Origin of the sequence: Enterococcus sp. DIV0236 (assembly GCF_050558525.1) — a bacterium.
In the GTDB taxonomy this organism is placed as follows: domain Bacteria; phylum Bacillota; class Bacilli; order Lactobacillales; family Enterococcaceae; genus Enterococcus; species Enterococcus faecalis.
Genome location: NZ_CP187891.1, coordinates 1,999,133 through 2,022,004 on the forward strand (window position 1 = coordinate 1,999,133; position 22,872 = coordinate 2,022,004).

The following is a 22,872-nucleotide window of genomic DNA, read 5'->3' on the forward strand; positions in this document are numbered from 1 at the left end:
AAGTTACTTTCAATTTATTTCAAACACCAAATGCATTATTTATTTTTTCACTAGAGTAGCTAATACTTTTTTCCCAACGCCTTCTTTTGTGTAAGAATATAAGTTGATTTTTTCGTTATCTTTTTCTATTTTATAAACTACAAGTGATTTCAAATTTTTTCCCTTTAAAATCACAATATTATCATTTGTAGTGGAAACATCATAAATACGTTTGCCATCCAATGTCCACACATTATCTTTAACAACTAATGTTTTCCAATCCCAATTAGCTGTTACTTGATACTCTCCATTTGTAATCAAAGGTTGTTCTGAGTTAGTACTTTTGGAAATAGTTGTCTCTTGGTTTTCTGAATATTTTTTACTGATGTAATATCCTGACCAAAAACCACAACCGATACCAATTGCTAAAGACACAATTATTGTGATTATTTTCTTCATGTCACACACTCCCCTGTTTATTTAAAAGTTAAACTTGCTTCCCACATATTTGCACCTAAAATTCTCACTTCTGGTTTTAATAAAAATCCAGAAAATTCATAAACTTTTGCAATAATTAAATAAATTAATGCTTCATAGTCTTGAGCAGAGGCTTGTTCAACATTGATAAAGAAACCTGGATGTTTTTCAGATACTTTTACTCCGCCAATTCTAGTACCAACTAAGCCAGCTTGTTGAATTAATCGAGGCGCCCGTCCCCAAGTAAAAGTTGACCCATGATTTGGATGTGTTAGTGGGTGCATCCTTTCTCTAATTTCGACAGTTCCTACCATGTCATTTACCATATTTTCTAAATTACCTTCTGAAATCTGTAATTTAGTTTCTAGAATAATCCACTCAGGATGATCCATAAATGAACTATAGCGATGACTAAATTGAACATCTTCTTTATTTAAAACTTTAATTTCTCCATTTTCATCTACAATCGTAGCTTCAAGAAACATACTATTAATATCCTTAACTGTCCCAGCATTCATATAAACTGCGCCACCAATGGTTCCTGGAATATTATCTGCCCATTCTAAACCGCATTTCAAGTGTTCTAGTAGATAATAAGATGTTTCAATTAAACTTGCACCTGCCGAAACTGTTAAAACATTCCCCGTAATTTTACGATAATTCAAGGCAGTCATATTTAAAGTAATCCCACGGATACCACCATCACGGACTAAAATATTTGAACCTTTACCGATAACAGTTAAAGGAATCTGATTATTTTTAGCATATTTTACAATTAAAGCAACTTCTTCTATCGTTTTTGGAAAAATTAAAAGATCTGCTGGACCACCAACAAAATTCGAAGCATATTCTTTTAATTCACGACCTACAAATAACTCTAAATCTGGTAATTCTTCTAAAAGATCTTGTTTCCACGAACGAATTCTCTCATTTTGCACAATTTTCATAATTAATTGTTTTCTTGTTAAAAGATTCTCGGGAATTGCTAATGCTTTTTTTTCTGTGCCTTGTTTCGGTTTAGGCTTAGGTTTTTGTATCGGATGCAAATACATAACATGTTCGATTTTTTCATCTTTCACATATTTACCGACGATTCTAAAAGGACTGAACGTTTCCTTTCCCTTAAACTTTTCACGATTAAATCTTGTAGTGACTTCACGATGATTATTCATAAAAATTAATTCTTTATCTGTTAGCTTCCAAAAGCTTTCATTAGGATTGGAATTTTTTATCGTACCATTTGGCGATAAAACAATTGCTGCGGAAATCGGAACAGTTGTTTTAGCTCGATAAAAATCCAAAGGTTTATTGATAATATATCGCCTAAATTCATCATATACTTCGTCTTCATCTGGGCTAAATTTACTTGTCAACGCATCGGTTAACCACTTATCTGAAATCTCTTTTTCTCTAGCAATCTTTCCAGCGGTCTTTTGATAGTCAAGTGCTAAACTAATATTTTTATTTTCTTCAATTTCTTGTTTTGTGTTTTGCTCATAGACACGTCTAGTTTCGCCAAGCTCAAACAGGTTCATCAAGCTATTAAAGCGGTCAATTCCACGTTGTTCATTATAAAAAATTGAAAACGGTTTTTGGAAAATAGTCGCAAAAACAGTGCCATGAAACGAATCAGTAATAATATATTTTGCTTCTCGATAAACAGATAAGAAATTTTCTGGTGTATCTTCAGAAACATATTCTACTGTATTAGGAAACGTTTTTTTCGCTAGTTCACGTCCTTTTAAAGGATTAGGCAGGACCACTAATTTCAGTCCCAATTTTTCTGCGATCGCTAGTGCTACACGAACTTTTTCCTTGTTAATATCCAAGAAAAAGACAGCCATATAATCTCCTGATTCTTGTCGTTTAAACGTAGCTTGATCAGCTAAAGAATCATATTCACTTCTTTCAACAAGATAGGTTGGATCCAAAGCCTGAATAACTTCTTCTTGAAAAATATCTTTCATAATTTGTACAGAAAAATCTTCTCTCATAGAAACATGATTAAACTGTGTAATATCTTTTTTGCGGTTTGCAACCCATTTGGGATCATATTTACTTGTATCTGCTTTTCCTAATGAAACAGAATAAGCAATTGTTTTATTACGAGGATAAACAAAATCTAAGAAATCATCGTCGTCTACCCAACCATTCCACGGATTCCACATTTGATCAGAGCCTAAAATAAAGGTATCTAGATTTTTTAAATCGTTCAATGTCGGTAACGTTTCTTTTGTTAATTGTTCAGTATAGGGCATATTATTTTTCTTAAAAAAATTATACGCTAAAGGCATCCATGCTCGAAAGTTACTTCTGTTTTTATAACCTAGTGGTCCATCAATCATAACCGTCTCGTACCCTTTATTCTGTACATATTTGTTTAGAGCATAGTATGTTAAGATTGATCCATAATTTTGGTTATACCACCAGCCCATAATTGCTGCTTTTTTCATTTTTCCGCTCCTACTTTCTCTGTTACTTACTTAATTATTCATTCATGATTAAGAATCTTTTTTACATGTTATTTCAACAACCCTTTTGCTTTTTTAAGACTTTTTGATACAGCTTTTTTAATTGTTGTAGGTTCATTTCCTTCAATTTTATTGATAGGTGTTAATTCGTTACCAATACTTGTCATTGTATCTTGGATATAGCCTTGGTTTTGTCGAACGACACTAAAATGTGTTTCCCCTTCTCGAGAAGTCAAAATTCGAACATTGTAATCAAATGCTGCATATTTTTGAGTATAGCCCGCCCAAATTGTAAAAACATTGTCTACGAAAGTATAATACATATTTTCTTGTAGTAAGGTATAGCCTTTTTCCCACTCGGCTTGTAAAACAATCGATTTTAAAGTAGTACCTTCTTTTTTTATTAATAAAGATACTAATAAACTATCATGAATTATTTTTGTATTGTCACCCATATAAACGAAATCAATTACTCCGCTGGCATTGCTTGTATCGTTATCTGCAATAATAATTGAAAACATTTCAATTGCCGTCCCATTTCCCTGGGCTTTCTCTTGTCCAAAAATTACTTTACCTCCACGCTCTTGAATATGAACATTCGGAATAATGAAGGTTTTTTTCATCCCAAAATCTTTATAAATATTTTGATATATTTCTAAATTGTATTGTAAAATATTTTGGATTCGAGTGATACGTTCTACTTGTTCTGGGTCATTAGAATATTTTTCTTTTTTCACTAAGTCTAGCCCTAATTGTTGGATATATTTCTCTTTTAATTCTTGATAGAAACGTTCTTTAAATGCTTGATCAACACGATTCATATCAAAAATAAACCAGTTTAATGTATTAATAATTTTTAACCGATATGCTTCAATTCGATTTGGAGCATGTTGTTTTAAGTATTCCAACATTTTGTCATGTAAATTGAACTCATCACGATAATTCATTCCATACGTAGACATCAAGCCATCTTGTCTAACGATTCGTGTCAGCAAATATTTGTTTAGTGCAACAATTTTTTCGGTACCTAATAATGCTGTATAAGTGAAATAAGCATCCTCGCCAACAAATTGTTCTAAGTTTACCAAGTTATTTTCTTTGATGTATTCTAATAAAAATAATTTGTCATATAAATAAGGAGTTACTTCATCCAATGAAATTTCTTCACCAGACATACGTCCACCATTAGTTAGTAATGGATTGTGAACAACGTGCACTTCTCCATTTGGTAACTTTTCTTTCATGCCAAATAACAGAATATCTGTTGCACTATCATATGCACGATAATAAGCGTCTTGTAATAAATTCGCTTCAAAATGATCATCTGCATCCAGAAATTGCAAATACCGTCCTCGTGCCATCGAAATGCCCACATTTCTTGCGTGTCCAGGATTACTTTTGCCAATAGAAATCCCCGTAATTCTCGGATCTTTTACTGCAAATTCGTTAATAATATCCATGGTATTATCTGTAGAGCCATTCTCTACTAAAATGATTTCAATCTCACGTAAAGACTGCTCACAAACAGTTTCTAATGTTTGTCTTAAATATTTTGAAGCATTGTGAATCGGCATGACAACACTAACTTTATACAGATTTTTCAAGTAGTCCTCATAATAAGCTACTGGATCATTCGCAATTTGATAAAATTGTTTGATGTATTCAAAATCGATATCATTCAGCTGGTCTATTTCTATAGCTTGTTTAAAATCTACAGCTACCTTTTGAATCACTTCATAAACCGACTCGTCACGTAAATGTGTTAGTTTTTCAATCGCCCAAAAGTATTTTTCGAACATTTGTTTATAAAAATAACCTTTGTAGCGTTCAAATTTATTTTGTTCAATTAAATTTGAACGAATTAGTTTAAATTGTTGAAACAAGAAAGGAACCTTTGTTGCCACATTATTTACTGTCGAATTTGGGTTGTCTTGTCTATAAAAATACAAACAATCTTTAATAAAAATAACATTCTGAGATGCTGAATTGATTTTCCAAAATAGACCAGTGTCCCCATAACTTTTAATTTCCTCATCCCAAGTTACGTTTTCTTTCTCAATCATACTTTTTTTATAAATGGCATTCCATGGATAAACTTGTACAATTAAATCCGTCGTTTTTAAGTCAATCAATTGATTGTATTTATCGGGATATTGCCATAAGATATCTCGCTCAACCTCTTCTTCAGAAGAAAATTCAACCCAATTACAACGGACAACATCTGCATGATGACTTTTGGCCGTATTGTATAAACGCTCATAGGCATGCAATGCTACATAATCGTCACTTTCAAATTCAGCAATATACTCACCTTTTGCTTCTGAAACACCCAAGTTAAAGGCTTTTCCAATTCCCCCATTTTTAACATTGAAAACGCGAAAACGTGGATCATCTTGTGCAATTTCTTCAATAATTTTTTGACTATTATCAGTAGAGCCATCATTAATAATTAAGAATTCAATTTCTTTCAATGTTTGGTTTTTCAAACTCATTAATGCCTCTTCTAAATAGGTTTCTACGTTATAGACGGGTACAATGACTGACACTTTCACATTTTCCATAAAACAAATTTCCCTCACTTATCATTTATAGTTGTATACTCAAAATATCCTGATTTAAACGGACAAAATTTAAGCAAAAAACTTACTAAAATCTTTAACCCCAATTTCTAAATAATTATCAAAAACTATCGTAAATCTACTTTCTTTATTTGAAAATTTTTCTGGCAACTCTACCTGATAACTAGTTTCACTAATTTTTTTAAACGCCAGCCTCTGTCTTGTTTCAAAAGGATTTTTCAGCTCTTTTATTTCAAATCCTGTAATTTTTTGGTGTGTATACACATTTAAAGAAAGCGTATTGCCATCACGTTGCGTTGCTTCTGCATAAGCATTCATGCGAACTGCTGGGAATCGTTTCAATAATCTTGGATAATAATAACTTTTCTCTGTTTTTGAAACATAACCAAAGCGATTGACTAACACCCAACGAATGGACTGACATTGAATAAACCAATACAAACCATCAATATCGTTAGTTTGTAAAAATGTCCAAATGATTTGACGCACATCACTTCTAAAATACGGACTAGGATCAAAATTTAATTCACCTAAATATTGATCCATCTGTACTTTAAAGTCTTGTAATCGCTTTTTACTGAATGGATATCCAGTATCCCTCCGAATACAAAAGTCATAAATTAGCCATTCTAAACGGCGTGCTAACATCCGTTCTTTAGACAAATCATCTGGAAACTGTTGATTAATATAACTTAACGCACGCAACCAAGAAAGCATAAATGTCCGATTAATTGATTTGCTTAAACTTTCATTATCTGCATCTCGATTTAAATAAGTCGTTAACCTTTCCCCTTGTGTAATGGTTTTTGAAAATCGCATGGCTTCATAAAAGAACAGCACATCATCAGCCACCCGTTGATTAACAAAGTGTAAATTATTATTGTGTATCAGTGAAGTTCTTAACATGATAGCTTGCGGTCCTAACCAACCATAAAATTCAGCTGGCAATTCTTGGATAGACCGATTTTTAAATGACCCATCCACATAATATGGCTTACTTTTTAACATTAAGTGGCCATCCGTACTCTGTATTAGACCAGAAACAGCAAAATCATCGTGAGAGTCATCTAGTAGGTCTGATAAATATTTCAATGCATTTAAATCATACCAATCATCTGCATCTAAGAAGACACTATACTCACCACGTGCATTTACAATCCCTACGTTTCTTGGGCCGTGAGCGCCTCCAGTGTTTTCAAGTAGCTGATAAATTTCAATATTCGGATATCTTTCAAGATATGGCTCTATTACTTTTAACGAATGATCTGTGGAACAATCATCAATAAACATCACTTGCAATTGCTCGATCCCAATGGTTTGTTGAACAAGAGAATCCATCATCTTTTTAAGATATGGTGCATTATTGTAATTAGCAATAATGATTGAGACTTTAGGATTTTTTGATATTTTTTCTGAAGAGGACAGCTTAAATTGACTTAACTCCTTTTTCCACGTTTCAGTATCTAACATATATTGATACTCTTCATATTCTTTTTGGACTTCTTTTTGTTTTTCCAACCTACACCCTCCGGCTTTTTATCTCTTTAAAATTTCTGAAATCAGCTGTCTAGTGGCATCCTGATTTTCAAGGCAAAATTCACGAAAAAACTGCACATATAAACGTTGTTCCTGTTCCGTTTTAGAAAACAATACGTTTTTTACAGACGTTACTAGGCTATCCGTATCTGTCACAATTTTCCCAGGCAAAATTGCTGTTGGGTCAAAATAGAATCCCCTTGTACTATTTTGATACTTTTCCTTATCATACATAAAAAATAGCATCGGTTTTTTTGTTAATGCAAAATCAAACATAACCGATGAATAATCTGTAATTAATAAGTCAGCGATTAAATAAAGTTGATTGATATCTGGATAAGAAGAAACATCGATTACACGTGAACCAAATGCACTTATATCAAAACTTTCTGCAATTAAATAATGTAATCGTGTAAGTATTACAATAGAAGAATCAATTTCTAAAAGTTGTTCAACTGGCAAATGATTGGTAAAACGATAGGCTCCTTTTCGGATAGACTCATCATCGCGCCATGTTGGCGCATAAAGAATAATTTTTTGATTGGCTGAAAGGCCTAACTGATTGCGAACAGAAAAAGCTATTTTGTCCTTATTTTCACAAACTAACAAATCATTTCTCGGATATCCTACTTCTAATATTTTCCCTTCATAATGAAAGGCCTGTCGAAACACTCTAGTACTGTATGCATTAGGTGAGATGAGATAATCCCAACGCTTTGCTTCTTGAATAACTTCTAGTTTATAGCTCTCTGTTTCATGCTCTGGCATTTTGACTGTTTCAATATCTAAGCCCAGTTTCTTTAGAGGGGTCCCATGCCACGTCTGTATATAGATTGTTGTTTGATTCTTATACATCCAAGCTGGCATCCGCGTGTTAAAAACCCAATACTGAGCTCTTGGCATCAACCATAGCCATCTCCAACTTAATCGTTTGACGAAAGGAACATTCTCTTCCACAAAAGGTATCTCATATCCTTTTTTTACTGCCCAAATACATTGATATTCAGGACAGTTATCTCTTATGTACTCAAAAATTGCACGTGGATTATCACTATACTGTTTTCCATGAAAACTTTCAAAAATAAATAACTTCTTTTTAGGTAGTTTACCTAAAAAGAAAAAACAAGCTTTTATGGCTTGATGTATACTATTCTCTAAAAATTTTTTCATTGAATTAATCCTTTACATTAGATTATCAAAAATATAATCCTAATCTATAACCTTGTATGAAGAACGCGTTCACAAATCTCTAAATTATCTTCTCTTTACTTGTTTAAATTTATGAATAACTCTCACCACGATTGAACAAGCTTATAAAATACATTATTTTGCTTTTCTTCTTTTAAGTATAAATTTATCTATGCTAAACGTCAATGGCTTTATTGAAATAAACATTCCAGTGTTATTCGATTGTTATAATTTAATTTTTAACAATCGAATTTCCCTCTGAATGTTCAGATATTTAACATCCAATCACCTATTTAATTTTTTAGAAACTTTAGCCATCTTTATACAATTACTCTTATAAATTAAATAACTCACAAGGTACCTAAACTAACCCAATAAACAGCAAAAATCCAGAAGAGAGACTCTTCTGGATTTTTGCTTATTTGACGATACTTTTTTAAATTTTGTTAATCAATTTAAAATAATCCACATAAGTGCATAATTGGGAAAACAAATAATAAACTATCAAAACGATCTAAAATACCGCCATGTCCTGGCAAGATGTTACCAGAGTCTTTCACGCCATAATGACGTTTGATAGAAGATTCAACCAAATCACCGAATTGCCCTACTATAGAAAATAGAACCGTCAATACGAGCATCACCGGCATTGGATAAGGAAATAACCCTTTATTAGCTGTGAAAACTAAAAACAACGCTGCTACAACCACGGCTGATAAAATACCACCAAGTGCACCTTCTATTGTCTTGTTGGGTGAAACATCTGGCATCAATTTATGACGACCAAATCGTCGTCCAAATAGATATGCACCAATATCCGTTGCCCAGACAATGAATAAAGCAAATAACAAGACTTCAAAACCTGCGGAACGGGCACTAATAAAGTTCTGGAACCCCATCCCTACATATAAACTGACAATAACTGGAAAGCCAGCTTCTTCAATCGTATATGTATTTTTAGAAATCACCGAAGCACCTAACAACAACATTACAGTGACATAAAATAAAATGAAATTTGTTTGCATTTCCGGCAAAAAGTTTAACCACTTAATTGTTGGGATAACTAAAAAAACGGCCCCTAATGCTGATAAAACACCTTCAAAACTTAATAACGTTAATCCTTTCATACGGAATAACTCGTACACGCCGACTACTGCCAAAGCAACAGCGGCAATCTCAATTGCAAAACCACCATACCAGATAATTGGAATAAAGATGATTAATGCGACGATAGCTGTGATGACACGTTGTCTCACTGCGGATCGCTCCCTTCTGTTTCTGTAGTTTCTTTTAGACCACCAAAACGACGATTACGATTTTGGAAAGAAGCAATCGCGGTTTCTAAAGTGTCTCCTGAAAAATCAGGCCATAATGCTTTTGTAAAAAACAACTCGCTATAAGCAATTTGCCATAGCAAGAAATTACTAATTCTCTCTTCCCCACTTGTTCGAATCAACAATTCTGGATCACGAAGTTCCGTGGGTAAAAAGCCAGTCATTAAGTGATCTGCGATCGTTTCTTCTGTAATCTCATCTGCCGTATATGTTTTTTCTGAAACCTCTGCAGCAATCTGTTTCATGGCAGTTAGTAGCTCCGCACGCGCCCCATAATTTAAAGCAAAGTTCAAAACCATGCCCGTATTGTCCTTGGTTTGCTCAATGGCCCGCTTAACAGCATCTTGCGTATGGCTTGGTAGAAACTCTTGGTAGCCCATTACATTGACTTTAACATTTTCCTTAATTAATTCAGGCACGAATGTATCAAAAAAATCAACAGGCAATTGCATTAAGAAATTGACTTCATCTGTTGGTCTCTTCCAATTTTCCGTTGAAAATGCATAAAGTGTTAAAACTTTAACGCCTAAATGACTAGCATGCTTCGTTATTTTTTTAACCGTATCCATGCCTTCTTTATGTCCAGCAATTCTCGGCAGTCTTCGATTCTGTGCCCACCGGCCATTTCCGTCCATAATAATGGCAATGTGCTGCGGAATTTGGCCTTCTTTATCAAAGGCGTACTGGCTTGCTTCTTCTACATATTTATTTTTTTGCGGAAAAAAACGTAACATCTTTTTCCCTCCATTCCAAAAAATCTATCTTAATTATTATAACAATAACTAATGCAAATGCCTATGCATAGTCCCTGAATTTTCCTGATAATTAAGAAATTCCTTGTAACTTTATCATTTATAGTCCTTTTTTAAAAGAAAAAAACTTAGACTTGGCAAGTAAATCAACATGATGTATCTGCCTAGCTTTAAAATTTTAAATAAACAACGGGACAGGAGCAGCTTCTTCGGAAATAAGCTGAACGTCCTTGAGAGACAAAAAGCATCTTTCAGAACTTTCTTCTTATTTCTTGAAGCTTAACACGCCTGTCCCGACCTCAAGTTTTTATTCTATTGTCTTTTTCTTTTTATTCATTGACTGGAACAATGGCACCGTTCCATTTTTTCGTAATCCAATCTTGGACTTCTTTGCTACGTAACACTTTGACTAATTTTTTTACATTTTCGTTGTTTTCGTCTTCTTTACGAACCGCAATAATATTGGCATAAGGTGAACTTTCTTTTTCTAAGGCAATCGCATCTTTTTTCGGATTTAATCCTTGATCCACGGCAAAGTTTGAGTTAATTAAAACCGCAGCCCCTTCTTCATTGTCATAAAGAGTGGTCATGATTGCTGGATCACTTTCATGATTGAATTTCAACTTTTTAGTATTTTTATCAATATCATCGAAAGTAGCAGTTGTCCGGTCTACCCCTTCTTTCAGCGTGATTAAACCAGCATCTTCTAAAATCGTTAAAACACGTGGCCAATCTGAAACGGAAGAGCTAACGTAAATCGTTGAATCATCAGGAATTTCTTGTAACGATTTGTATTTTTTCGAGTAAAGCCCAACTGGTTCTAAATGAATCGCACCTGCATTCACAAAGTCATAATCATTTTCTTTAACCGCTTCATTAAAGAACGGCACATGTTGGAAATAGTTGGCATCGATATCACCACTTTCCAACGCCTTGTTAGGTAGCACGTAATCTGTATAAGTCGTCACTTCTAATTTTACGCCTTCTTTTTCTAATAAAGGTTTTACATGTTCTAAAATCTCTGCATGCGGAACTGGTGAAGCCCCAACTTTCAAGACCGAGTCATCACTCTTTTTATTGCCGCAAGCCCCTAAAATTAAGACAGCTACTGCTACAGTAATTACTGACCATAATGTACGTTTTTTCATCTTATTCCCTCCATTTATCGTTTATCTATTTTTTTAGCGACTGTATCCCCAAGCCATTGAATCGCAAAGACAATAATTAAGATACAAATCGTTGCTACTAAGGTAACTGTATTTTGACCACGTTGGAAGCCATCTTGATACGCCAAACTTCCTAAACCGCCCGCTCCAATAGCAGCCGCCATTGCAGTGTAGCCCACTAAAGAAATGGTTGTAACGGTTAAGCCAGAAACAAGTGCTGGCAGACTTTCTGGTAATAGCACTTTCCAAATTATTTGGAAACGATTGGCCCCCATTGCTTTGGCTGCTTCAATCACGCCTTTATCGACTTCACGAAAAGCAATTTCGACCATGCGAGCATAAAAAGGTGCTGCGGAAATAATCAATGCTGGTAAGGAGCCTTTGACACCAGACATACTCCCTAAAATAATTTTTGTAAAAGGAATTAACAGAACGATTAAGATAATAAACGGAATCGAACGGAAAATATTTACAAAAATGGCCACTAGCCAATACAGTAATCGGCTCAAAATCCCTTTTCTGCCTGACGTTTCAAAAAGTAGTAGTCCTAAAATCAGCCCTAAAATGGCGACCACTATGATTGAAATCCCTGTCATATAAAGTGTTTCAATCGTTTTTTCTTGTAGTTTACTTATATCAATTTGGGAAAAATCAAAGAAACTTGCTAAGCCACGATTATTCATTTCCAATCACCTCTGTTTCTACACGAAGTTTACGTAATCCTTCAATGGCTGCTAGAATATTTTGCTCTTCGCCTAATAATTGAATATAAAGAGAACCCACTGCACCCTGCTTTGTTTGCTGAATGTTCCCTTGAATAATACTAACTTCTACTTGATATTCTTGGACAATATGCGAGATAATTGGCAATTTCGCTTGTTCACCGTGGAAAAGCAAGCGAACAATTTTCCCATTCGGATATTGTTCCAACATTTCTTCAACAACCAGTTCCGTTTCTTCAATGTTTTTATCCGCTTCTTGTTGGATAAAGCGTTTCGCAATTTCTGTTTGAGGCTTTTTGAAAATATCGATTACTTTACCTTCTTCAACAATTTCACCATATTCCATCACGGCTACGCGATTACAAATTTTACGAATCACGTGCATTTCATGGGTAATTAATACAACCGTTAAATTTAATTCTTGGTTGATTTTTAGTAGTAATTCTAGCACTTCATCGGTTGTCTGCGGATCCAAAGCACTCGTTGCTTCATCACAAAGCAAAATATCAGGATTGTTAGCTAAGGCACGGGCAATCCCCACTCGTTGCTTTTGCCCACCAGAGAGTTGACTTGGGTAGGCATTTTCCCGTCCTTCTAATCCAACCAACTTGATTAACTCTTCTGCGCGGCTTTTCCGATTTTGTTTTGGAACGCCAGCAATTTCCAATGGGAGCATGATATTTTCTAGGACCGTCCGTGACCATAATAAATTAAAATGTTGAAAGATCATCCCAATTTTTTTACGGAAGTTTCGTAGTTCTTTATTTGGCAACAATGCAATATCTTGTCCTTGAATTTCTACTTCACCTTCTGTAGGTGTTTCAAGTCCATTCAATAGGCGAACCAACGTACTTTTTCCTGCACCTGAATAGCCAATAATGCCATAAATATCACCTGATTCAACCGTTAAATCAATATCTTTTAAAGCCGTGACTTTACCCGCTTTACCGGAAAACTCTTTTTTTACATGACGTAATTCAATTAATGCCATTTTGTTCTCCTCTTCTTTCTGTTCTACTTTCTTATTTTGAAGGTTTCGCACTTTTTATGAAACGAATTTGCTTAATAAAAACAAAAAAACTTCCATCCTTTTGCTATTACAGCAAAAAGGACGAAAGTTTGTCATTTCGTGATACCACCTTAATTCGCTATTATTTCTCAATAATAACCTCATACGGTACTTGATTCTTCGCATACCGTTGGCTGTAACGGGCGCCCCGTAGTAAGTTCACTGCTTCGCTCACTTACTCTGCTCAAAGACCATCTTCCATCTTAAATCTGTTACCCATTCTCAGCAAACAGGGCTCTCTTCAAACGTCCTTAACATGTACTCTTCTTTTCAAAGCTTTCTTTTGATTAGATTGAGAAAATTATAGCAATAAACATTGGCCTTGTCAACGTAAGACTAAAGATTTTCAAATTCTGTTGGTTCAACATCTGCTAAAACAGCAATCCAGGCATTTTCTTCATCTAATGCACTTGGCTCTTGATCAGCCGCTTCATTAATCGCAACTACCTTACCAGATAATGGACTACTGAATTCACTGACTGCTTTTTCTGCTTCTAATTCAATTAAAGAGTCACCTTTAGCTAATGTTTGTCCGACTTTTGGAAACGTTGCAAAAGTAATCTTTCCTAAATCCTCTTGGGCTTCGGCGGTTAAACCAATTTTATAACCTGCTTCTGTTGGTAAGATCCATAATTGATCAATTTGTTTCATTTCACTCATTTTCCAAGCACTCCTTCGTAATCTGCTTCTTTAAAACCATTCGTTAGAAATGTATTGTCTTTTAAGAGAATTGGACGCTTAATCAACATGCCATCCGCAGCTAAACGCTGACTTGCTTCTTCAATAGAAAAACTGTCAACAAGATCTTTTAAGCCTTGTTCTCTATATAAAACCCCACTTGTGTTAAAAAAACGACGAACAGGCAAGCCGGTCTCTTTCATCCATTTTGCTAATTGTTCACTACTAGGCGGTGTTGCTTTAATATCAATTGCTTGGTATTTAACGCCTTGTTGATCTAACCACGCTTTCGCTTTTTTACAAGTTGAGCATTTAGGATATTCATAAAGTGTGTACATTTCTACCCCTTCTTTCTTCTTTCTTTAACGACCACTTCTGGTACGAACCGTTTCTTGTTGGTAACGCATGGACATAATTAAGCCCACCCCAATCATGTTACCTAAAATGGAAGAACCACCTTGACTAATAAACGGTAATGGAATCCCAGTTAATGGTAGTAAACCAATATTCGCTCCAATGTTTTCAAAAACATGGAACAAAATCATCATGATAATTCCTGTGGCAATGTAGGCATAGAATTCATTATTTGTATCAAAACAAACGCGAATCATGCGGTAGATTAAAATAAAATACAACAAAATAATGAAACAGCCACCAATAAAGCCAAAGTTTTCACCAACAACTGTAAAAATCATATCTGACTCACGAACAGGGACATACACATCACTCACGTTAAAGCCTTTTCCGAAAAGGCCTCCAGAACCAATTGCTGTTAATGCTAGCGCTGGTTGGAATGAGCGATCTGGATCTGTATGGAAAGGATTTAGCCATAAATCAATCCGATCAAATTTATAGGCTTCGACCCCTAACTTAGACAATAAATCTCTACCTGTTTCTGTTGTAATCAAGTAAATAGTTCCAGCCCCCACTAGAGCAGCTAAAATAAAAACTGGCACAATAATTTTCCAAGTAATGCCAGACATTAAGAAAACTCCCCCAAAAATGGCTAAGAAAACTAACATCGTCCCGAAGTCTTTTTGTAAAAGGACTAAAACAATTACCGGAATCGCCACTAATAGCATTTTAGCGATTAGCCAAAAGTCGCTTTTGAGTGTTCGGTCCACATATTTAACATTATGCATGGTCACTATATAGGCCAACATCAAAATAAACGCAATCTTCATCAATTCCGATGGTTGGAATGTGGTGCCACCAAAGCGAATCCAGTTTTTAGAACCTGTTTGCTCTGCTAGCACGGGGTCATAGAATTTCAGTAGTAATCCCATTAATACTAATCCAAGTGCATAAAAAACGGGCGTTAACCGCCAGAGTAATTTTGAGCTAAAATGCATAATAATGACAATACTTAATCCTCCGACTAAATACCACAGTCCTTGTTTCATTAACAAGCTACCAATTTTAGGTTTGCTTGGATCATTGTAAAGCGCTACGTAAAGCGATAGCATACCAATTAGTGATAAAAGAAAAACTGGTAATATCACGCCGTAATCAATTCGACTATCTAAATTTGTTTTCTCTTTTCTATTCATTCGTCATCCCTTTTCCTTTGTTCATACGTTTTTTATTATATCTTTCTCACAGAAGAAAAGAAAGGAATTCTACTATATTTGAGAAAAACTTTAGAGAATTGGTCCTTCACTAGCAATTTTTTCTTTTTCTTCAATCCTATTTGGCTTTTATTTAAAATTTTTTACATCAGTGATAATGAGAAAGTTTACTATAAACATTCAGTAACAAAAAACAGTCGCAACTAAAACACGTTGCGACTGTTTTTATTCGCTTTTTCTTTGTTTCGTTTGTTGTAGCTCTTTATTAATTCGGACAATTTCGTTGCCAAAATTTTGCCAGTCACTGGCTCGCGGGGGCGCTAACCAAATTAAACATTTTACTGAAAATAACGTTTTTGGTAAATAATCCGAAACTACTAAATCAGTATCTGGTCGAATCGCTGAATGAAAGTGAATGCTGAAAGATTCGAATATTTTGATTTGTTCTTTGATAAACTGAGTATATTTTTCTCCTTGCGTAAAATTCACATAAAGATTGATCGTGCTTTTTTCATTCCTTTGGTCATAAAGACGGGATAACACTAATAGCAAATCAAAAAATAAAGAAAGCTTACTAAACTCAAACGCCGAGCAATCCAACGCAAATAAAAACTGACGACAGCTATTAAAAACAATTGGGTAGCGTTCCTGAAAAAATTCTAAATCCATAATTCGTAAGGTGATATCGATGAACGGCGTAATAAAACGATGTTGATAAATAATCGGAACAATTTCTTGATAAAATTCTTCGTCCGAAATTGTAAACGGCATATAAGAAAAGAATAATGTTTTCGTAGCCGTAATTGCCTCATTGTGAGAACTCAGCAAATGTTCCGAAATAAGTTCACTTTGATAGACCGATAAATTGCCGATAATTCCTTGAATTTCTGCGTTTTTCTCTGCATGAGTCGCCTTCATCACTTCGTTGATCCAACATTGAATTTCTTGATAAATCGAACTTTCTTCATCAAAAGCGAATGGATTTTCTTCTTGGGATAAAAAATAATTAGCTTTTCTTTGCGTTCGTTCTAACGCCACCAATACATAATGTTTAAATAAATGAAAATTAGTGATATTTTCATAAGAGCCTTTCAATTGAGCCAATAATTGGTTAACTGCGCGAAGATCTGTTTGATTATATAATTCTTCAGAATCTTTGTAAATTCGGTAATAAAGCATAGTAAAATATTGTCTAATCGCCATTTCATTGCCGCTAAGTTGTAAATTTTTGGATAACTTAATACCGTATTGACCTAATTCTTTCCGGATATGGTCAACAATTTTGTATACAACCGTTCGACTCATCCCGTGCTTTTCACCGTATTTTTTGATTGAGGTAAACTGATGAAAGAAAATCGTTTTTAATAGATTAAATTCTAACGAGTCTTTTAAATAATATTCTTCAATAATACTTGAAGAAATACGAAGGCTTTGAGATAACAAAATTTCATTATTTTTTTCACTGATTTCCATCTCATTAATCAGACCAAAGCGTTGCAAATCTGCATTGATTTCTGTTATGTTCCGTTCTAGCAAATAAGGAGAAATAGCTAATTGCTTACATAAACGATCTTTTCGTTCAGAAAATGAATATTGTTGCTCTAACTTTCTAATAATCGCTAATTTTAAATTTTCCCGATCATCTAATAACAAGAATTCCATTTAAACTCTCCTTGTTCCATACAAAAGTGAGCCTGACAGGAAGCTTAAAGTGGTGCCAAATTGAGAGGACCCACTTGCCGCTCCTCCAGTAATTTCCACTGGGGCTATCGTATCTATTTTTTTCAACAACTCATCATTTAACAGCACCTTTTTATTTACTCGTTCCTGTTCAATTTTATTTTTCTTTTTCTCCTGTTTTGTTTGTTGCTCCTTGTCCTGTCTCGAGGCAATAATTGGTCTTTCTGGGCCAATCATTGCTTGACTATAAGGAAGCTCTGCAAGCATATTCCCCTCTGCAGCAAAATTAGTAGGGTTGACATACACCTTCGCAATAGAAAGGTATGACTCGTAACGGAAGGTTACAAAATAAAGGCCTACTTTTTGAGTATTTACATTATTTTCTATAATTACATTTTCTAAATTTAAAGGGCGACCCTCTTTATCTTTTAGAAAAACGACATTGTCTAATGGTGACCATGCTTGATTAACTCCTAAAAACGTGTCTTTTAATTTAAGTTCCGTTTGATTTTCTTTGACCGTAATGGTTGCTGTTTCAATTTTGCCATCCACTTCATAAGTCACGGTGTATTTGCCTGGTGTTGTCGCTTCGTTTGCATAGCTATTCACTGAAGCAATCAACATTCCTGAAGAAAGAAATAAGGCTGTGCCGATACTACCATAATAAATAGTTCGCTGGTTCATCTCGTTTATTATTCCTCCAAACTATTTCATAAAAATAACTATCTTAACAGAAAAACCTGCTAATAGGTGTTCTTAAAATAAAAGTCACTTGTAAAACTTCCTATTTTCCAAGGAAACAGCTACCCTCATTCATGCACTTATTCATCTTTTAAGCGTGGAACAAAAGTTACTTTAAACTTTTGCCCCACGCTCATTTAATTATTTTCGTTTCTTCTTGATGACTATACCACTAATAATCACAATAAGTAACACAACAAGTCCTAGCACACGATATAGACCATTAGTTTGTTCTCCCGTTTTTGGATAACGTCCTTGCTTGTCAGGTTTCACAATATGTGTGACATACTGACTACGTTTTATCGTGGTTTGATTCGTTGAGGAACTAGTCTGGTTGTTCTCATTTTTATCTGGTAGTGGTGTAGGATTACGATCAATCACATGAACAGTTGCTACTGTCGTCAATTGACGAGGTGTCTCGTTTGAAAACATTGAGAAAAGTCGTGACTGCACAGCTGGTTTGGTTTCATTAACTGGCTCAGTGGTATAGGAAATCTGGTACTCTCCTGTTTTCTTTGTATCAACTTCCCCTTTTACTTGAACCTTATCAAAGGATATAGCATGACCGTCACGATCTGTCGCTGAAACGAAATTATCTTCTGGTTTCCACGAATCACCAACATAAATCGTTGTATCTTTAACCTCTAACTTAGATTGGTCGGGTTTGACGGTCACATGGGCTGTTTCTTCTTTACCTTCGTAACTGTATACGATTGGATAAACGCCTGCTTTGCTAGTATCAACTTGACCTGAAACAGTGATTTTTTCGAATGGGACATCTTGACCTGTTTTATCTGTTGCTGAAACAAAGTTCTCTTCTGCTTCCCATGAATCTCCCACATAAATCGTTGTATCTTTGACTTGTAAGCGACTGTCATCACGAACATGAACGATTGCTTTCGCTTCTTTTGTGCCATTTTTATAGACAATTTCATAATCGCCTATTTTATCAACATTCACTGTTCCCTGAACATCAATTTTTTCAAACGGAACGTCTTGACCTGTTTTGTCTGTTGCTGAAACGAAATTATCTTCTGGTTTCCACGAATCACCAACATAAATCGTTGAATCTTTGACCTCTAACTTAGATTGGTCGGGTTTGACGGTCACATGAGCTGTTTCTTCTTTACCTTCGTAACTGTATACGATTGGATAAACGCCTGCTTTGGTGTTATCAACTTGACCTGAAACAGTGATTTTTTCGAATGGGACATCTTGGCCTGTTTTATCTGTTGCTGAAACAAAGTTCTCTTCTGGTTTCCATTTATCGCCGACATAAATCGTTGTATCCTTGACTTGTAAACGACTATCATCACGGACATGAACGATTGCTTTCGCTTCTTTTGTGCCATTTTTATAGACAATTTCATAATCGCCTATTTTATCAACATTCACTGTTCCCTGAACGTCAATTTTTTCAAACGGGACATCTTGACCTGTTTTGTCTGTTGCTGAAACGAAATTATCTTCTGGTTTCCATTTATCACCCACATAAATCGTTGAATCTTTGACCTCTAACTTAGATTGGTCGGGTTTGACGGTCACATGGGCTGTTTCTTCTTTACCTTCGTAACTGTATACGATTGGATAAACGCCTGCTTTGGTGTTATCAACTTGACCTGAAACAGTGATTTTTTCGAATGGGACATCTTGACCTGTTTTATCTGTCGCTGAAACAAAGTTCTCTTCTGGTTTCCATGAATCGCCGACATAAATCGTTGAATCTTTGACTTGTAAACGACTGTGATCAATTGTTTTAGTTAATGGAATTTTTAGTTGATTGTCTCCTTTGACCAGCTTAATGGCTTTACCTGTCAAATACTCTTCATCCACGGAATATTCCTGCGGTACATTCGTTACTCGCAAAGTATAATCACCTGTCATGATGGCATCAAAGGAGTATTGACCTTTTTCATCTGTTGTAAATTCGGTTGCTGTATGCGTGACATTATCAATTAGTTCAAAAGAAACCTTCGCAATTGCTTGGTTTTCATCCTCTATGTTATGCGTATAGAATGTGGCAGTTGCTAAATAAACAATACCTTCCGCATCGCCTTCTGAGAATTTCAATGTGATTGGCGCAGTGGCGACTTTTTTCTTGCTAGCAGACATCTGGTTCAATGTTTCAGAGTCGATTGTTGTTTCTGTATAGATTTGGCCAGCGTTTGCAGAGACAGTATTGTATTCAATCGTAATGTTTTCTGTCAATGTATAGTCTTTAAAAATAATTTTCGCACCGTTTGTAGTCTTCTCTAATGAATAAGCATCTTCTGGCACACCTTTCACGGTAATAGAATTCAAATCGATTTGAGCATTGGTTGTGCCTTTGGGTGTTAATTCAATCGTTGGATTTTTCACACGATGTGTTTTATTATCAATATTTTTTGTTGTTACTGTCGTTTTTGTTACATTTTTTAATGTTGGATTCGCCGCTTGTGTTGCACTCAAAATGTCTAACGCTTCATTTTGAACAGAAACCGTAGCAGACCCTTCATTATTATTCGATTGTGGTTCTTTAGCTGTCCCAGTTATATAAAGAGTTGGCACGTCGATCCAGCCATTGGCATTTTTATACTCAATAATGTAACGTTTGTTGGTTTTTCCAAAATCAAACGTGTAACTATTGGTATTTTCGTCAAAAGTAATCGTTGGGTATCCAGGACTGTCTGGTGACATTGGTTTATCAAAATAATAGCCACGATCCCAGTATTGTGGATAAATTGAATCTACCTGATCGTTTGAAACATCATAAATGTCAAAAAGAACATCGGCGCCAGCTGGAATTTTTGTACGGACGCTTAGTGAGTCAAAAGAATCATTTCGTGCATTGACAAGGAATTGATTTTTACTACTTTGAAGTGTTCGTTCTGAACCACGCTTACTATTAGTAGTTACTGTCGTATCAACTGGAGTTAAACCTTCAGCACTCATTGTTATCGGTATCGTATCGACTGGGATACTTTTATCTTTTGGCAAACTATCTGGCACGTAATTAAAACCTATTGGAATTTGGATTTCGTTGGTTATTGGCGTAGTGAACTTAATAACTGAACCATCTGACGTTGGCGTTACTGTATAATCCGTTCCTAACTTGTAATAAAAATAAATTTCTTTTGTAGCTCGTAATGAAAGATAATTAGGATGCTTTACTTTAATTTCTAAATTTTGAATCGGTGTCTCTTTGCTTCCCATAACTGAGACAGTTGTTCTTGATGAATAGGCACCATTTTGATCATAATTACCCCAAGCAGTTTCAGCATTCAAAGGATTAACAACACTAATTGGTTCAATATATTGATCGGATACTAATTGAATGGCTTTATTAGGACCAATTACAGGTGTACTTAATGATAGATTAATGTCCTTCTTGTCAAAATCCATTGTTAAATCAGAAATATTTATTCTTAAATAGCTATCTTTTGTGGCCGTTAAAGTGAGCTTGCCACCTTCAGTTTTAATATCAAAATAGTCTTCCAATTTTACATTTTCATATAAAGGACCATACGCCGTAAATTTAGGATTCTTAATTTCTTGACCGTTTGTACTCTCTAATACGATTTGTTGACCCACTTTTGTTTCTGTTAACGTGCCATAAATTGTTACATAATATTTCCCTTTGCTTTGAAAACTGATATAGGACATACTACGCATTTCACGATCAGCAATTACTTTACTTGTTTGACTCGTCTTAGCAGTAAAATCGGTTGTTTGTTTAGTTCCTGTCGTACTTTTCAAAGAAATTGACCCAATTTTTGTTGTTGGATACTGCTGCGAATATAAGTAGTTATAGTCCGAAGCACTCTCTAAATAAATTGTCCGATTAATCGATAAGGAATAGGCTTTTTGTTGATTCATGTTTGGAACAGTTACAGCAATCCGCCCGAGTGAATTATCGCTTAATGTATAATCTTTGCCAGGTGTTAACAGGGTTTGCGTTTCTGGTAAAATTTGACCATTAATGTCGACATCGTAACTGAAAACTTGAGGTTCCAAGTTATCTTGTTTTCCAAAGACAGCGCCTGGCGTCTCTGTTGTTAATAATTCTAATGTTTGATTGCCAGTTAACGTCCGGTCTAAATTATAAAAAATTTCGCCATCTAATCCCGTCGTTCTGGTTCGTTCGTTATATTGAATTGGTTCCACTTGTTCATATAAATCAAACGAGTAGGTTTTTTTATTTTTTCCTGGAGTTTCAATTTTGACTAATGGTTCCGCCTCTGTTGTTAGATAACTTTTTAATTCTACTTTAAAGGAAGTATCTGAAACTCGTTGATTAAACGTAATACTTAATGTTTTGGTTGCCGCATCGACTGCCCAAGTTGCGCCAATGCCCGTCACATCTCCGCTAACAGTTGAATAACCTAAATGTTCTGGTAATTGAACTGTATAAACTGATCCAGGTGCATAACCTGTGTTTCCAACAGCAAATTGGAACGTAGCGGTTACCGGTGTTGTATTTAATTCGCGGTGAACCTCTGTTTGGCTGTATTCTGTTCCACCAATCGGCGCAAGACTCATACTGTCAAGTAGTTCATCTGTAATTGGCGCTTGAACATCTGGTAGGGCTTTTTCATTAAGTGAGGTGTCCTTGTCCTCCGTTGTTTGTTGTTCAGATGGTGTAGCACCACTGGAAGCTGTTGTGCTCGCCTCTGTGGTTTGCGATTCAGTTGTTGCAGTTGGTTGATTCATTTCTGAAGTATTCGTTGTTTCTAAAGGTAAAGATGGTGTTGAGTTCGATAACTCTGCCTCTTTTTTTGCTGTATCAGTGGTCTCTGTTTGTGCTTCTGTCGTTGTTACAGCATAGGCATTTGCGGCAAACCCGAAATTTTGTGCGAGAAGTATACTCAACATCACAAAAGAAAAAGTTTTTTTCTTCATACTAATCCCCTTTCAATAAAATTCATATAACCTAATAATAGCTTGTTAAAAATG

At 35.1% G+C, this 22,872-nt stretch carries 16 protein-coding genes and 1 other annotated feature; all 16 genes read right to left on the reverse strand.

The features are described 5' to 3' along the window. Positions 1-39 precede the first annotated feature (39 nt). Positions 40-438 carry a lipoprotein CpsH gene (cpsH, locus tag IGK27_RS09600; RefSeq protein ID WP_002387128.1) on the reverse strand — a complete coding sequence of 133 codons (399 nt, stop codon included), beginning with the start codon at positions 436-438 and terminating at the stop codon, positions 40-42. Positions 439-455: 17 nt separating this feature from the next. Further along, positions 456-2,909 carry a UDP-N-acetylmuramate dehydrogenase gene (murB, locus tag IGK27_RS09605; RefSeq protein WP_010818462.1) on the reverse strand — a complete coding sequence of 818 codons (2,454 nt, stop codon included), beginning with the start codon at positions 2,907-2,909 and terminating at the stop codon, positions 456-458. A 68-nt stretch (positions 2,910-2,977) separates the two neighbouring features. After that, complete coding sequence (locus IGK27_RS09610) at positions 2,978-5,488, reverse strand: glycosyltransferase family 2 protein (RefSeq protein WP_002391971.1); 2,511 nt, start codon at positions 5,486-5,488, stop codon at positions 2,978-2,980. A 69-nt stretch (positions 5,489-5,557) separates the two neighbouring features. Then, entirely contained in the window at positions 5,558-7,024 is a 1,467-nt protein-coding gene (locus IGK27_RS09615; protein ID WP_010818463.1) for a glycosyltransferase family A protein, read from the reverse strand. Positions 7,025-7,042: 18 nt separating this feature from the next. Beyond that, positions 7,043-8,212 carry a CDP-glycerol glycerophosphotransferase family protein gene (locus tag IGK27_RS09620; RefSeq protein ID WP_010818464.1) on the reverse strand — a complete coding sequence of 390 codons (1,170 nt, stop codon included), beginning with the start codon at positions 8,210-8,212 and terminating at the stop codon, positions 7,043-7,045. Positions 8,213-8,685: 473 nt separating this feature from the next. Continuing rightward, positions 8,686-9,486, reverse strand: a complete 801-nt coding sequence (locus tag IGK27_RS09625) for a phosphatidate cytidylyltransferase (RefSeq protein ID WP_002359680.1) — start codon at positions 9,484-9,486, stop codon at positions 8,686-8,688. Beyond that, on the reverse strand, positions 9,483-10,298 hold the full coding sequence (locus IGK27_RS09630; RefSeq protein ID WP_002356646.1) for an isoprenyl transferase: 816 nt from the start codon (positions 10,296-10,298) through the stop codon (positions 9,483-9,485). Before IGK27_RS09630 ends, IGK27_RS09625 begins: the two co-directional genes overlap by 4 nt. A gap of 347 nt (positions 10,299-10,645) precedes the next feature. Beyond that, complete coding sequence (locus IGK27_RS09635) at positions 10,646-11,464, reverse strand: MetQ/NlpA family ABC transporter substrate-binding protein (RefSeq protein ID WP_002362228.1); 819 nt, start codon at positions 11,462-11,464, stop codon at positions 10,646-10,648. Positions 11,465-11,478: 14 nt separating this feature from the next. Then, positions 11,479-12,165, reverse strand: a complete 687-nt coding sequence (locus IGK27_RS09640) for a methionine ABC transporter permease (protein ID WP_002356640.1) — start codon at positions 12,163-12,165, stop codon at positions 11,479-11,481. Next, the gene (locus tag IGK27_RS09645; RefSeq protein ID WP_002364465.1) at positions 12,158-13,195 is read right to left on the reverse strand and encodes a methionine ABC transporter ATP-binding protein; all 1,038 of its coding nucleotides are present in this window, start codon (positions 13,193-13,195) and stop codon (positions 12,158-12,160) included. The genes IGK27_RS09640 and IGK27_RS09645 overlap by 8 nt, the downstream gene beginning before the upstream one ends. 113 nt (positions 13,196-13,308) lie before the next feature. Further along, positions 13,309-13,556, reverse strand: a binding site (T-box leader). 53 nt (positions 13,557-13,609) lie between these two features. Then, positions 13,610-13,924, reverse strand: coding sequence for a glycine cleavage system protein H (locus IGK27_RS09650; RefSeq protein WP_011109554.1), 315 nt, complete (start codon positions 13,922-13,924; stop codon positions 13,610-13,612). A 5-nt stretch (positions 13,925-13,929) separates the two neighbouring features. Beyond that, positions 13,930-14,289, reverse strand: coding sequence for an arsenate reductase family protein (locus IGK27_RS09655; protein WP_002359675.1), 360 nt, complete (start codon positions 14,287-14,289; stop codon positions 13,930-13,932). Between the two features lie 24 nt (positions 14,290-14,313). Further along, positions 14,314-15,501: an FtsW/RodA/SpoVE family cell cycle protein gene (locus tag IGK27_RS09660; protein ID WP_002356636.1), complete on the reverse strand. Its 1,188-nt coding sequence runs from the start codon at positions 15,499-15,501 to the stop codon at positions 14,314-14,316. A 243-nt stretch (positions 15,502-15,744) separates the two neighbouring features. After that, the gene (locus tag IGK27_RS09665; RefSeq protein WP_002370475.1) at positions 15,745-17,181 is read right to left on the reverse strand and encodes a helix-turn-helix domain-containing protein; all 1,437 of its coding nucleotides are present in this window, start codon (positions 17,179-17,181) and stop codon (positions 15,745-15,747) included. Beyond that, on the reverse strand, positions 17,182-17,883 hold the full coding sequence (locus IGK27_RS09670; RefSeq protein ID WP_002356634.1) for a bacterial Ig-like domain-containing protein: 702 nt from the start codon (positions 17,881-17,883) through the stop codon (positions 17,182-17,184). A gap of 198 nt (positions 17,884-18,081) precedes the next feature. Continuing rightward, positions 18,082-22,818: a bacterial Ig-like domain-containing protein gene (locus tag IGK27_RS09675; RefSeq protein WP_104857256.1), complete on the reverse strand. Its 4,737-nt coding sequence runs from the start codon at positions 22,816-22,818 to the stop codon at positions 18,082-18,084. Between the last annotated feature and the right edge of the window lie 54 nt (positions 22,819-22,872).

What these genes read in the sequence shown, in the direction of transcription:
- cpsH (WP_002387128.1), bottom strand. Translation starts at nt 438, where the DNA reads ATGAAGAAAATAATCACAATAATTGTGTCTTTAGCAATTGGTATCGGT.
- murB (WP_010818462.1), bottom strand. Translation starts at nt 2,909, where the DNA reads ATGAAAAAAGCAGCAATTATGGGCTGGTGGTATAACCAAAATTATGGA.
- IGK27_RS09610 (WP_002391971.1), bottom strand. Translation starts at nt 5,488, where the DNA reads ATGGAAAATGTGAAAGTGTCAGTCATTGTACCCGTCTATAACGTAGAA.
- IGK27_RS09620 (WP_010818464.1), bottom strand. Translation starts at nt 8,212, where the DNA reads ATGAAAAAATTTTTAGAGAATAGTATACATCAAGCCATAAAAGCTTGT.
- IGK27_RS09630 (WP_002356646.1), bottom strand. Translation starts at nt 10,298, where the DNA reads ATGTTACGTTTTTTTCCGCAAAAAAATAAATATGTAGAAGAAGCAAGC.
- IGK27_RS09635 (WP_002362228.1), bottom strand. Translation starts at nt 11,464, where the DNA reads ATGAAAAAACGTACATTATGGTCAGTAATTACTGTAGCAGTAGCTGTC.
- IGK27_RS09640 (WP_002356640.1), bottom strand. Translation starts at nt 12,165, where the DNA reads ATGAATAATCGTGGCTTAGCAAGTTTCTTTGATTTTTCCCAAATTGAT.
- IGK27_RS09645 (WP_002364465.1), bottom strand. Translation starts at nt 13,195, where the DNA reads ATGGCATTAATTGAATTACGTCATGTAAAAAAAGAGTTTTCCGGTAAA.
- IGK27_RS09650 (WP_011109554.1), bottom strand. Translation starts at nt 13,924, where the DNA reads ATGAAACAAATTGATCAATTATGGATCTTACCAACAGAAGCAGGTTAT.
- IGK27_RS09655 (WP_002359675.1), bottom strand. Translation starts at nt 14,289, where the DNA reads ATGTACACACTTTATGAATATCCTAAATGCTCAACTTGTAAAAAAGCG.
- IGK27_RS09660 (WP_002356636.1), bottom strand. Translation starts at nt 15,501, where the DNA reads ATGAATAGAAAAGAGAAAACAAATTTAGATAGTCGAATTGATTACGGC.
- IGK27_RS09665 (WP_002370475.1), bottom strand. Translation starts at nt 17,181, where the DNA reads ATGGAATTCTTGTTATTAGATGATCGGGAAAATTTAAAATTAGCGATT.
- IGK27_RS09670 (WP_002356634.1), bottom strand. Translation starts at nt 17,883, where the DNA reads ATGAACCAGCGAACTATTTATTATGGTAGTATCGGCACAGCCTTATTT.
- IGK27_RS09675 (WP_104857256.1), bottom strand. Translation starts at nt 22,818, where the DNA reads ATGAAGAAAAAAACTTTTTCTTTTGTGATGTTGAGTATACTTCTCGCA.